The organism is Anabaena sp. UHCC 0399 (assembly GCF_034931465.1).
Taxonomy (GTDB): domain Bacteria; phylum Cyanobacteriota; class Cyanobacteriia; order Cyanobacteriales; family Nostocaceae; genus Trichormus; species Trichormus minutissimus.
The window spans coordinates 74,021-86,863 of the sequence record NZ_JAYGGZ010000027.1 but is presented as its reverse complement, the minus strand read 5'-3'; the positions used below and the strand labels follow the sequence as shown (position 1 = coordinate 86,863).

Annotated in this window: 12 protein-coding genes; 3 read left to right on the top strand and 9 right to left on the bottom strand. The window is 40.4% G+C overall.

Going from position 1 to position 12,843, the window contains the following annotated elements; all coding sequences use genetic code 11:
• Positions 1–128: 128 nt before the first annotated feature.
• From VB693_RS15975 to VB693_RS15960, 4 genes are all read right to left on the bottom strand, one after another.
• Positions 129–1,067, bottom strand: coding sequence for a M23 family metallopeptidase (locus VB693_RS15975; RefSeq protein WP_323267116.1), 939 nt, complete (start codon positions 1,065–1,067; stop codon positions 129–131).
• A 188-nt stretch (positions 1,068–1,255) separates the two neighbouring features.
• On the bottom strand, positions 1,256–2,278 hold the full coding sequence (locus tag VB693_RS15970) for an LD-carboxypeptidase (protein WP_323267115.1): 1,023 nt from the start codon (positions 2,276–2,278) through the stop codon (positions 1,256–1,258).
• 25 nt (positions 2,279–2,303) lie between these two features.
• The gene (locus VB693_RS15965; RefSeq protein WP_323267114.1) at positions 2,304–2,600 is read right to left on the bottom strand and encodes a hypothetical protein; all 297 of its coding nucleotides are present in this window, start codon (positions 2,598–2,600) and stop codon (positions 2,304–2,306) included.
• Between the two features lie 170 nt (positions 2,601–2,770).
• A complete protein-coding gene (locus tag VB693_RS15960; protein WP_323267113.1) occupies positions 2,771–4,771 on the bottom strand; it encodes a response regulator in 2,001 nt (666 codons plus the stop codon).
• Between the two features lie 759 nt (positions 4,772–5,530).
• Between VB693_RS15960 and tsaB the strand changes: the two genes are divergently transcribed.
• Both tsaB and VB693_RS15950 read left to right on the top strand, forming a co-directional pair.
• Positions 5,531–6,184, top strand: a complete 654-nt coding sequence (gene tsaB / locus VB693_RS15955; RefSeq protein WP_323267125.1) for a tRNA (adenosine(37)-N6)-threonylcarbamoyltransferase complex dimerization subunit type 1 TsaB — start codon at positions 5,531–5,533, stop codon at positions 6,182–6,184.
• A gap of 108 nt (positions 6,185–6,292) precedes the next feature.
• On the top strand, positions 6,293–6,985 hold the full coding sequence (locus VB693_RS15950) for a Uma2 family endonuclease (RefSeq protein WP_416233397.1): 693 nt from the start codon (positions 6,293–6,295) through the stop codon (positions 6,983–6,985).
• 107 nt (positions 6,986–7,092) lie between these two features.
• On the opposite strand, the gene VB693_RS15945 is transcribed toward VB693_RS15950, so the two are convergent.
• Complete coding sequence (locus tag VB693_RS15945; RefSeq protein WP_323267112.1) at positions 7,093–8,376, bottom strand: aspartate aminotransferase family protein; 1,284 nt, start codon at positions 8,374–8,376, stop codon at positions 7,093–7,095.
• Between the two features lie 150 nt (positions 8,377–8,526).
• Between VB693_RS15945 and VB693_RS15940 the strand changes: the two genes are divergently transcribed.
• On the top strand, positions 8,527–9,591 hold the full coding sequence (locus VB693_RS15940; protein ID WP_323267111.1) for a potassium channel protein: 1,065 nt from the start codon (positions 8,527–8,529) through the stop codon (positions 9,589–9,591).
• An 11-nt stretch (positions 9,592–9,602) separates the two neighbouring features.
• Here the strand turns inward: VB693_RS15940 and VB693_RS15935 are convergent, their stop codons facing one another.
• The 4 genes from VB693_RS15935 to VB693_RS15920 form a co-directional block, all read right to left on the bottom strand.
• Positions 9,603–10,643, bottom strand: coding sequence for an L-histidine N(alpha)-methyltransferase (locus tag VB693_RS15935; RefSeq protein WP_323267110.1), 1,041 nt, complete (start codon positions 10,641–10,643; stop codon positions 9,603–9,605).
• A gap of 239 nt (positions 10,644–10,882) precedes the next feature.
• Positions 10,883–11,461 carry a methylmalonic aciduria and homocystinuria type D protein gene (locus tag VB693_RS15930; RefSeq protein ID WP_323267109.1) on the bottom strand — a complete coding sequence of 193 codons (579 nt, stop codon included), beginning with the start codon at positions 11,459–11,461 and terminating at the stop codon, positions 10,883–10,885.
• Positions 11,462–11,847: 386 nt separating this feature from the next.
• Entirely contained in the window at positions 11,848–12,054 is a 207-nt protein-coding gene (locus tag VB693_RS15925) for a glycogen debranching protein (RefSeq protein ID WP_190702265.1), read from the bottom strand.
• A gap of 72 nt (positions 12,055–12,126) precedes the next feature.
• Entirely contained in the window at positions 12,127–12,768 is a 642-nt protein-coding gene (locus tag VB693_RS15920) for a MotA/TolQ/ExbB proton channel family protein (RefSeq protein ID WP_323267108.1), read from the bottom strand.
• Positions 12,769–12,843: the final 75 nt, after the last annotated feature.

Genomic DNA, 12,843 nt, shown 5'->3' with positions numbered 1-12,843 from the left:
TCATAAGGCTCATCTTAATTTAATCCACCCAAGCAAGGTAAGGACGGTACGGAACAAACTTATTTTGTCTATATTATCGACAAAAAATATACCAAAACTAACAGCAAAAGCGATTAGTTCCACTTCTACTATTCCTTAGTCTGAGTTCGCCAAGATGTTGGGTCAATAGATTGCCCATTAACATACAAACCCCAATGCAAATGGGGTCCGGTAGAAGCCCCTGTAGAACCAACTGCACCAATTAACTGTCCAGCCTTGACGATATCACCTTCTTTGACATTGATGCGACTGAGGTGCATAAAAATACTGACCACTCCTTGGCCGTGGTCAACGCCAACTACATTACCATGCACCCGAAATCCTTGAGACACTGTGCCTACTAAAGCAACCTTTCCTGCTGCGGGGGCAGTTACAGGAGAACCACTCGCACCAGCATAGTCAAGGCCGCGATGATAGTAATTATTTGCAAATTTACCATTATAGTAGCGACGTACACCATAACCTGTACTGAGTCGCCCTTTATTGGGTGCGAGAAATGTCCCCTGCCAAAACTTTTGCGGTGTTTGTAACGCTTTAAAAGCAGCTACTCGGTTGAGTTCGTATTCAGTCGCCCCAGCACCAGCTTTTCCGGGTGGTAAAGTAATACGCTGTAAGGGGAATTTACGATTACTTACCCAGACAGCCAAATTTCTTACCTTGCCATCACCAACTATTTTGATAGTTCTAGCACCAGGCTTTTCTAGAGGAGTTGTGGGAATAAAGGTGCGGTATCTGTTAGGTGCAATTTGATAAGCTGGATAAGTTTTTTCTCCTACTAATACTTCTGGGGTGGTGGCACTATCTGGATTATCTGGGGTTATCAACACAGATATCGTATCTCCCAAGCGAGGTTTCACGGGAGTCACCTGTACTTGCAAAGCTGCTACAGGTAAAGCCAAACTCACAGGTAAAGCAGCACACAAGCCAATAAATAAGTTGATAGCGTGATGATTATTTGGTTTGTATCCTGTGATGTTGCCACATAGTGAATGTTGTTGAGAATTTTGAAACCAATTTGCAATAGTCATAGAACTAAATAACCATACTTTACTTCTGCTGAAAAACAGACTAACTGATGATTGCCAGTGTTTCCTAACTGAAGCAAATATTTTTTGATCAAAAAATATATTTTAAGTAATTTCCTAGGATCTAAACTATACTAACCGCAATAGCTGGAATTGCAAATGATGCTTATATTAACTTGACAAATGATCCTTCAACTAACTGCGGCCTCTAATAATTTTATTGTCCCCAGGGTGGCATCGATTTCTACAGACAGCCCAATTGGTAAGATAAATTTATCCTGAATATGACCAATCATCGCTCCGTACCAAGCGGGAATTTCTAAAGGAAGGATGTGGTCTTGCAATACCTGCATTAATGTCAGTGAAGGTTCATCTCCTTGGCTACAATCACTACATTGTCCAAAAATAAAACCAGAAATTTGGTGCAGTATACCTGCATTTTTTAACTGTGTTAACATCCGGTCTACCCGATAAATGTCTTCGTTGGTATCTTCGACAAACAAAATATTTTTATACCAAGAGGGTAGATAGGGTGAACCCACCATTGCAGAGAGGACTGATAAGTTACCACCTACAAGTTTACCCCTGGACTTGCCTGGTGCGATGGTTTGTACTTGCCCTTCAGGAGAGTTGTTATTTTCAAGTGTGACCGCTTCGCCATGAAAGAGGATGCGCTTGAGGTAGTCCAACATAAATGGAGTCCAGGTAGATGTGGCGACTGGCCCATGAAAAGTCATCATCCGACTACGGGCATTAATTGCTAACAATAAAGCAGTGATATCACTGTAGCCCATGAGAATTTTGGCATGGGAGCGAATCAAGGGGTAATTGAGTAAAGGTAAAATGCGATTGCAGCCCCAACCGCCACGGATAGCGAGAATAGCTGTAACTGAATTATCAGCAAACATATCATTTAAATCTTGAGCGCGATCGCTATCTTTCCCAGCTAAATAACCATAACGATCTAAAATATGTTTTCCTAGTTTAGTTTTTAATCCTAATTGCGTCAGATATTGCTGTCCTACTTCAATATATTTAGGGTCAAAAATACCAGCCGGTGCAACCAATCCCACCGTATCACCTACCTTGAGCCTTGGCGGTTTAATTATATGGTTGGGGGATAGTTGACCTTGGACAGTAACTTGGGGAATTTGGGTAGCTAAGGTAGCTAGACTACAAGTTGTCAGAAATTGGCGGCGATTAATCTTAGTCATTAGTCATTTCCCTGTCACCTGTCCCTTATTCCCACGTTGAAACGTCTCGCAATACATCAGGAATTTCTCCTTGGGATAGGGGAAACTCCAAGGTGGTTTCTTTATAACCTAAGTATCCAGATTCGGCAAATGATAACAGCATTCGCGTCAGTGCTAGCCAAACTTCTGGCTCATATTCCCAATCACGATAACGGGTAGAACGACCAGCAATTGAACGCAATGCCCAGAAATAAGAATTCCTAACTACAGAACCACCTTTTTTAAACTCTGGTAAGTCCTCATGGTGTAAAAATAGCACTTGATTGTCAATTTTGGCTCTCATATATAAAATATATATAAAATACAGAATAACGAAATACTGGGCATTGGGCATTGGGAATTGGGCATTGGGGATGAGTTACTCTCTCACCTGTAACCTGTAACCTGTAACCTGTAACCTGTAACCTGTCCCCTGTCCCCTGTCCCCTGTCCCCTGTAACCTGTCCCCTATCCCTAGCTTCTCTTCTCCAATAGATTCCTTTGCGGGGTTTTCGATGTCTGGGAGAGTATTTTGTGTAGAGTTTCTAACAACTCTTTTTGCGTGTAGGGTTTGGCAAGAAGCTTTTTCACTCTCACGGTTTTTGTCAATTGAGTGCTAGTTAGCAACCCACTAACACCAACAATATTGACCAGAGAATTAATTTTTTGTAAGGCGCGAATGGTGGTACTACCATCCATAACAGGCATCATCATATCCATTAATACCAAGCTAATTTTATCTTGGTGTTGGGCATATAGTGCGATCGCTTCCATGCCATCCTCAGCCGTCAATACGCTATAGTTATAAGCCTCTAACAAGATTTTGGTAGTCTCCAGAATTTTAGCTTCGTCATCTACAACTAGAACTAATTCGCCATTGCCTTTGAGAAGTTCCAAGTCTTCCACTGATGCGTTTGCGGCTGCCTCAACTGCTGGTAAAAATACCTGGAATTTTGTGCTTTTTCCAACTTCACTGGACACTTTCACAAAACCATTGTGGCTTTTAATGATACCCTGTACGGTTGACAGACCTAGCCCTGTACCTTTGCCAACGTCTTTAGTCGTGAAAAACGGCTCAAAGATTCTATCTAATATTTCTGGTTCTATGCCCATACCTGTATCTGTAATGGAAATCACAATGTAATGTCCGACACTAGCACCAAGATTCATCCGGGCGTAATGTTCATCAATAAATAGATTTTCGGCACAAACACTTAAACTACCGCCCTCTGGCATAGCATCACGAGCATTAACTACTAGATTCATCAGTACCTGATGCAAATTGGTAGTATCTCCAATGACCGTCCAAAGTTCTGGTTGAATATTCGTAGAAAATTCAATAGATTTGGGAAAGGTTTCTTGGACAATTTGCTTAATTTCTGAGAACAGGTAGTTAATTTGTACAATCGTGCGCTTGCCTTCAACGCCACGGGTAAATTGCAACACTTGCTTGACCAAAGCCGCGCCACGTTTAGCGTTAGATTCGATAGTTTGAAACATCCGTTGAGAGCGATCGTCAACGTTGGGAAGTTTTATTTGTAGTAGTTGCGCGGCTGTTAAAATGGGAGTCAGTACATTATTAAGGTCGTGGGCAATACCACCAGCTAGCGTACCAATGCTTTCTAGTCGTTGAGCGCGTAAAAACTGACTTTCGAGTTGTTTTTTCTCTGTAATGTCGGTGTTCACTGTGAGAATTGATTGCGGTTGACCATTTTGGTCGCGCATCACATTCCAGCGACTAGCAACAATAATTTTTTTACCTTGTCGGGTAACTTGATGCAATTCACCATACCAAAAATCACAATCAGTCAAACTATTCAAGACATTTTGTAGTTGAGGAAAACTTTCTGGTGGATACAGCAACTGACGAATATTTTTACCAATGACTTCTTGTGCTTGCCAGCCATATAAATTTTCCGCACCTTTATTCCAGAAAAATATATGTTCATTAAAGTCTTTGACAAGCACTGCATCTGTGGTGATATCCAGTAAAGCAGCTTGTTCTCTTAATTTATTTTCTGCTTGTGTGCGCTCCTCAATCTCCATTTCTAGACGTTGATTTTGTGCTTGCAGTTTTTTTGTCAGGTTTCGTATTCTCAGGTGGAGTTGAACACGGGCTAAAACTTCTTCGTGTTGTAGCGGTTTAGTAATATAGTCTACTGCACCTAAACTCAAAGCCTTGACTTTATCTACTGTTTCAGAAATGGCGGTCATGAAAATGACAGGAATGTCTTTTGTTAATTCGTTACTTTTCAAGCGACGACAAGTTTCAAACCCGTCTATTCCTGGCATGAGAATGTCTAAAAGAATCAAGTCAGGGGGGGAGTCTTCGGCTGTAGCCAAAGCACTTTCACCATCTTCGGCAACTAATACTCTATATCCAGTATTAGCTAAAAAATCAAAAAGCATTTCTAAATTGATGGGAGTGTCATCAACAATGAGGATGACACCTTGCTCAAGTGAATTAATAGTCATGTAATTTGTATTTTTTTAAATTTTTTCAAAAAATATTTAAAAATGTTCAAGAAACTTGTAGATTTTCTTGGCTTGAAAAGCTTGTTACAAGTTGACCTAAATAGTTGGCAACTGGGATTAATTTTTATCCAATGCCTCTAATTTTTCAGTTATTTTGGCAATATCGCTAAGATTGCCTTGCATTGCAAAATTTAGCAAAACTGTGAATTATGCAGCCCATGTAGTAGCCAATTGCAAGTTTTAGATTTTGAGGTTTTGGATGACCATTTTTTGGTTTTTGTTTAAGCTTTGTTTAATCTTGAGCAATCTATTGCAAATTTAAATGAAATTGTAATTTTTCTAAAAGATAATTTAAGTAATGAAACAAAATTAATTACACGAATTTTTTGCTTGTTTCCTATCCCCTAAGTAGATGGGCAACAATATTCACAGTCATTGCGATCGCTTCTTTTTGACACGCAACGCTACCACGAACGCACCCTATGGATAAGCTGAGTCTCTTTTGACTACTTATAGCGTTTCTCGGTTGATTGAGACAAGAACCCAACCTCCTCCCCGCAGATGAGCAGGGGAACATAGTGTACCTCATTTGATGAAGAAATACGATATTTTTGCCAATGAATTTAATTGTGTCCGACTATTATTATCCGTAAGCGAACAGCGAACAGGGAACAAATAAAAAGTTATGGGAGCTAAATTTTTTCAAAAAGCAAAGAGGATTCCTATATTATTTTTAGAACATTAATACTTTAATTGACTTTGACTATACAACTAGAATACCTCACACCCACAAAATACGCTTTATCATTGCATACCACTACTCCCGAACTGGGTTTAGCAATTAGTAATTTTGCTGGGGATACTCGTTCTCAGGTTTGGGATTTAGGACGTGACTTATCGAGCTACGTACATCAATATTTAATCGAATTTATCAAACCACAAACTTGGACAGACTTAGCATTTTTGGCAGTAGCTCAAGGCCCTGGAGGTTTCACAGGCACTCGTATTGGTGTTGTTTTAGCGCGGACTTTAGGGCAACAATTAGATATTCCGGTGTTGGGAATTTCTACCTTAGCGGCAGTAGCTTGGTCTTATGCTAGCAAAAATCATGAGGCTATAGCGATCGCAGTGGAAATGCCAGCGCAACGCGGACAGGTTTTTGGTGCAATTTATCAACCTTCTCCCGATAATTCTGGCTTAATCACTTTATTGGCTGACACTGTTTTTACCCCAGAAGCATGGCAAGAAACCCTGGCTAACTGGAAAACTGACTATCAGTTAATTGCTGCTAAATCTGGATTAGCGGCAACGGCGACTAGTATTTTAGAACTAGCTTATTTTGATTGGCAGTTAGGTAAGCGTCCTCATTGGTCGGAGGCTTTACCTTATTATGGGCAGCATCCGGTAGTTTAGGGGACAGGGGACAGGGGATAGATAAATATTTTTGTTGTCTGTTGCCCGTGTCCTGTTTATTTTTTAATTGACAATGATATTAATAGTTAAATTGCTGTGGCGCAGAATATGATGACACGTCCTAGTGCAATTATCACTCCTCTCTCAACCCTTCCGCCTTTGGAAAACGGTGATAAGCTCACCCGTGTAGAATTTGAGCGTCGTTATGATGCTATGCCTGAAGTTAAAAAAGCGGAACTGATTGAAGGAATTGTTTATATAGTATCTCCGTTACGTTTCAGAAGTCATGGCAAACCTCATGCTTATATCATGACTTGGTTGGGCTTATATGAATCTGCTACACCTGGGGTAGAGTTGGGTGATAATGCAACGGTGCGCTTAGATGCAGATAACGAACCTCAACCAGATGCTTGTTTGCTAATTGCTAATGGAGGACAAGCACGTATTAGCGATGATGATTATATTGAAGGTGCGCCAGAGTTAATTGTAGAAGTTGCCGCTAGCAGTGTTTCTCTAGATTTACACGACAAGTTAAAAGTATACCGCCGCAATCAGGTGCAAGAATATTTAGTGTGGCGAGTTTATGACGGTGAATTTGATTGGTTCAAGTTACAGGAAGGAGAATATATCCAGCTTCCAGCTAATGCTAGTGGTGTGATTTTCTCTCAAGTCTTTCCAGGTTTATATTTAGATATATCAGCATTATTAAGCGGAAATTTAGCTAAAGTTTTAGAAGTTTTACAGGAAGGTTTGACAAGTGCAGAACATCAGAGTTTTGTAGAAAATCTCTCCAGTAAGTAGCCGTAATGTATTGCTTACTCGTAAAACTCCTCCTCTCTGCGCCTCTGCGTGAAACAAAAGTTTAAAGACGCGATGGATCGCGTCTCTACATAAAGAAGGGTATCGATTTACGCCGTTACAGTTGCGATCGCTTTCTCTACAATTTGCAAGGCAGCATTTACTTCTGCCTCAGTAACAATTAACGGCGGTACAAACCGCACCACCTTTGGCCCGGCTGGTACAAGCAATAAACCTTCATTGATGGCAGCTTTGACAACTTCCGGCGCAGTTAGCGGGATGTCTGCTTGCAACTCCATACCGTTAATTAAACCCCAACCCCGCACCTCAGTTATATGATGGGGATACTTAGCTGCGATCGTGCTTAATCCAGTCCGTAACTGTTCGCCTCTATCTTGCACATTCTGCAAAATATTTTCTTTCTCCAAAGTTTGGCAGACAGCCAACGCCACCCCACACGCAAAGGGATTACCCCCAAAGGTGCTGGCGTGTTCCCCTGGTTGGAACACATCACAGAATTTCTTACTCATCATCGCCCCAATGGGAATACCACCACCCAAACCTTTGGCACTGGTGAAAATATCTGGTTCAACGCCGAGATGTTCATAACCCCAGAGTTTACCACTGCGTCCCATCCCCACTTGCACTTCGTCGAACATCAACAAAATGCCAATTTCATCGCAGATTTGCCGCATTTTTTGGAAGTATTCCACATCTCCAGGACGCACACCCCCTTCCCCTTGTAATGGTTCGATGAGAATGGCTGCAACGCGATAATCACCTTCGTCTAACTCAGTTACGGCAGTTTCGACTGCACTGATATCGTTATAGGGTACGTAATGAAATCCCGGTACTAGGGGATCAAAGTATTTTTGATACTTTGCTTGCCCAGTGGCGGTAATGGTTGCCAAAGTCCGTCCGTGGAAACTGGCGTTGGCTGTAATGATAATAGGCTTTTCAATGTCTAGAACTGTATGGGCATATTTACGCGCCAGCTTAATTGCGGCTTCGTTAGCTTCTGCGCCAGAGTTGCAGAAAAATACGCGATCGGCACAAGAATGTTGAATAATCCATTCGGCTAATTCCCCTTGTTCGGGGATGTAGTACAAATTAGAAACATGGTGCAGCTTTTGGATTTGGCGTGTTACCGCTTCTACCATTGCTGGGTGGGCGTGTCCTAGAGTGCAAGTAGCAATTCCAGCGACAAAATCTAGATATTCCTTGCCTTGGGTATCCCAAACACGGCATCCAGCACCCCGTTCTAGGGCAATGGGAAACCGAGAATAGGTAGACATGACAGCTGAGTCAAAGCTATCTGTACTAAAGGGGTTAGATGCAACAGAACCTGACTCTGGGGGGTTTGTGCCTTGCTCAAGTAGAGTTTGTAGGCTCACTACCTCTCCTCCTAAGAATTTTTGATCGTATACTTACTTACTAGTTTCCTAGAAAATCTACAAAATTGCTTTGGATTTACGGCATCTCATACTTTCACTTGGGTCTAACATTATATATCCTCCCAGCATTGGTAGTGGTGAAATATAACTTTGTATTCAACTCTTGAGCAAAAGTACCAACGAATTCAAAAGGAATTAATGGCCGGGGCGATCGCTCTCGGTGGTGTTTTTTTGATTGGCACTTTGTGGTACAAGTTCGTAGAGGGCTGGGCATGGGCAGATGCGGCTTATATGACAGTCATTACTTTAGCGACTGTGGGATATGGTGAAACACACCCCTTGGGTAGCCGAGGACGGTTGTTTACCATTGCCTTGATTGTGCTGGGTGTGGTCAATATTGGTTACATTGTCAATAGATTTACAGAGGCAGTAATTCAAGGCTACTTTCAACAAGGCATTCGACTACGACAACAGAGGCGGTTAATGGAATCCTTATCACAACATTACATCATCTGTGGATTTAGTCGGACTGGTCGGCAAATCGCCAAGGAATTTCGCTCTGAAGGTGTCCCATTTGTGGTGATTGATTCCGATCAGGAATCTATCGATAGGGCGCAAAATGAAGGTCATACAGCATTTCAAGGGGATGCCACCCTGGATGATACATTACTGAAAGTGGGGATTGAGCGAGCCATTTGTTTAGTTGCGGCTCTCCCTTCCGATGCGGAAAATTTATATACTGTTTTATCTGCCAAGACTTTAAATCCGAGAATCCGGGCGATCGCCCGCGCCAGTACAGAGGAAGCGTTGCAAAAACTACAACGTGGCGGCGCAGATGCAGTAATTTCACCCTATATTACTGGTGGGAAGCGCATGGCGGCGGCGGCTCTCAGACCACAAGTTTTAGACTTTGTGGATGGGATTCTCACAGGTGCAGACCGCCAACTTTATATGGAAGAATTTTTACTTGACCCAGCCTTTTGTCCCTTTGTTGGTCAAAGCTTGCAAAAAGCCAAACTGCGATCGCAAACTGGGGCATTAGTGTTAGCTATCCGCCGTCTCGATGGTAATCTCATTGGTGGACCAACAGGCGACACGATTTTAATGTCGGGAGACACGCTAATTTGTATGGGTACGGCTGAACAGTTGCGAGACCTGAATCAAATTCTCGGCCCCATCAATTCCCAAAATTTGCGTAAACCTAAAAGTAGTTGAGAACTTTCAAGTTAATTACTAGCAACCTGACAAATCGCCATAATATGTGATGAGTATTTATTAGTAGTATAGTGAGAGAGTTGTAGACCGGCTTGTTCTATTTCTTGCATAAGTTCAGGTATTTCATGTTTATGATGTCGCCAAATAGTAATCTCTTCACCTTCAGAGAAGCTAACGTTTTTATCTATTCCTTGATAATTAAAATTAATAGTATAATTTTGACGAAATTTCATATTGACAACGACGCTATCTATTGCTAAATCATACCTTCGTATCAGTTCACAATCTTCATATCTAATTCCCATATTTTTTTTAATCCATTCATATATTTCTCTGGCATGATAATCGCAACCACCTCTAGCTTTTTCATCCCATGTTGAGTTAGCACCGATTTCGTTTGTAAATACCAAAAAATCATTCTTACCCATGCTATCTTTCAAATTCTTGAAGACTTGTATTCTATTTTGATGATTACCAATTGTTACTCCTAAGTGTAGAATTATATTGGCTGTAGTACCATTTTCGCCCTCAGTTTGATTATTTAATAAATCTGGGGAAATACAATTATTTTCTATATCAATTGCTTGACTGACAAACTCAATTAATGGAAACCATTTTTGAAAATTCTTTCTAGATACTTTTAATAATTCATCACTCACATCTAAAGCAACATATTTATTAATTCTATTTAATTTATTCAATCTAGAAATAAAATCTTTAACAGGATATGAATTGCCTGAGCCGACATCTATAATATTTATTCTCTCTGCACTTAGGGCATTAGAATTAATGTATGCAAAATTTTCCTTTAATAAGTCAATTTCTACATTTGATGTCCGATACCATTTGGGAATAATATATTTTAGATAAAAATCATCCCAAATTTTTGCACCTCTACCTTTGTAAGCATACTTTAAGGGAATCTCTTGTCTGACTTCTAAGGCATCAATTATTTCTAAAATCTCTGCTTCTGAAAAAAGAGTGTAGAACTCAGAAATTGGCTTGGCTGTAAAACGGATAGCAGTTGAAATATTTGAAGAATTCGTAGCCATTATTCTGATTCTATACTAGAAAATTACATAACAATCAGTATACAGATTTATGACCTGCGACAGTATCCCAAATTATCTTTTGATGAAATCTGGTTGTTTTCTAGTATTGGAATATTAAAAATATGATGATCAGATTTATACCCCTACTCACTAAACTAAAACGATTAATTTTTTATTTGTAAGTCTTTTGTGGAGTAACATAAATTATGATCTGGAAAGCCAAATCAAATCTATGCTGTTCATTTTGAATTGCTTAACTCCTGTTCAACTTCTTGCCACCCGTGCATGAGTGCTACACTTTTGATTACCAATTCCAGAATGGTTGGCGGTGCGGTTGAGATAAATATACTGGGATAAACTGCTGTCCCCCAGGTGGGATGAACTAATACACAGCATTTATTTTTCAATACTGGGTAGTGAAGTAAAGCCTTAACAACTGCGGTGTCGTTGTGAGGTATTTCCCCAGGACGGGAGAAAAGAGGGTAGCCAGTACGGGGGTCTATGAGGTCAGCTAAATAACCGCGATCACTCAGATTAAAGGCTAAGTCGCAGCCAAATCTCATAAAGTTGGCGCGCAAATGTTCTTTTTCCGTTTCTGTTTGTGGGGTAATCTTCACTAAAGGATATTGCGATCGCTGCAAAACAATCACGACCCAAAATAGAGGTTGTTGTTGCCAATCTGGTAATATCCGATCGCGGTTGGCACAGATATACTGACTGGGAGCATGAATCGAAATTTGAACAGCTTGTCCCGTTTTGCCAACCAAACTAATGGGACTGCTTGGTGTCGCAGCGTAAACTTTATAATAGTTCACCACATTGATTCGGTTTCTGCAAATTTGTAATTGATTCTTTAGAATTGATGATAACTCTTAATAATTACAAAAAATCACTACAAGATCAGGAAAATTGATTTTCCTATAAATTTATGACTGATGAATTCTCAAGTCTTAATCTAGTTTTGATTTTTTATTAACCTAAACTGATATGGCTAGTACCGCTACGCGGAAGTCAAAAGTCAAAATGAATACAGCGTAAGTATTTCGTTGATTTGCAATGCTTGGTTTATTTACACCGTACTGTACTAGTAGATCAAGAAAGATTAAAAAAACGCTAGAAAAACCTTGATTTATGATCATCGTACAGATTTATCTGTGGAATCAATCCAAAATGCTAAATCTAAAATCCAAAATTTTTGACCACGCTAATCTAGTTTTAAAGCATTAACTGGGACTTCATCCCAAGAATCAACCGTCCGCAAACGTGCTAACCAACCTGATGCCTTTTGCATATCAGTCAAATTCCCCTCAAAGGAGTCATGGCAATCTTTAGCCTGAGATTCATCACAACAAGCGATACACGCGTGAATCATGCCTGAAGGATCAATTTGCTCATTTACCCAGATGGTCATAGACTATGCTCCAAAAAACAATTTATTTTTTTAATATACTAAATTAAGGGTAAAAAACTGAATTATTGCTAGTCAAAACTTATCTTTTCGTTCATAACGACGACGGTAAAGTAATTCTAGTTGTCCCCCGTATTCTTGAATCCAGGCGATGTGACGTAGATAAAGTCCCCGGAACGTATTAGCAAACAACAGGGTAAATATCGCTACAACTAATCCTGATGCTGTAGACACCAACGCTGCACTAATACCTGCTGTAACATCTGCGGTTTTTGTTCCTCCTACATCACCGATATCTAGAGAAGCAAAGGAAGTAATTAATCCTAAAACCGTACCAAGCAGACCTAAAAGCGGTGCTAAACCGATGATTGTATCAAAAATATTTTGGAAGCGTTTCAGTATTGGTATCTCGGCTTGTGCTTCACTTTCTAAAGCCAAGCGAAAATCCTCTGGGGTTGCATCTTCCAACTCTAAAGCAGCTAAAAAAATCCGGGCGATGGGTAAATCTGTATTTTGCTGTAACTTGTCTAAAGCACTGACGACATTATCCAGACGGTACAGCTTGAGGACTTCTTGGACTACACGGTTTTGTTTACCAGTGATTTTTGCCCAAAAGCAAATTCGTTCAATAATTAAGGCTACTGCTAAGAGTGAAAATCCCAGCAGTGGCCACATGACCACGCCACCGGCTGTAAATAAATTATTAATAATTGCCATCTACTTTTACTCATTTCATCAATGCAAACTCAGGTTAGCAGATTACTGATCATCTATCAGCGTTTTATCTGCCAA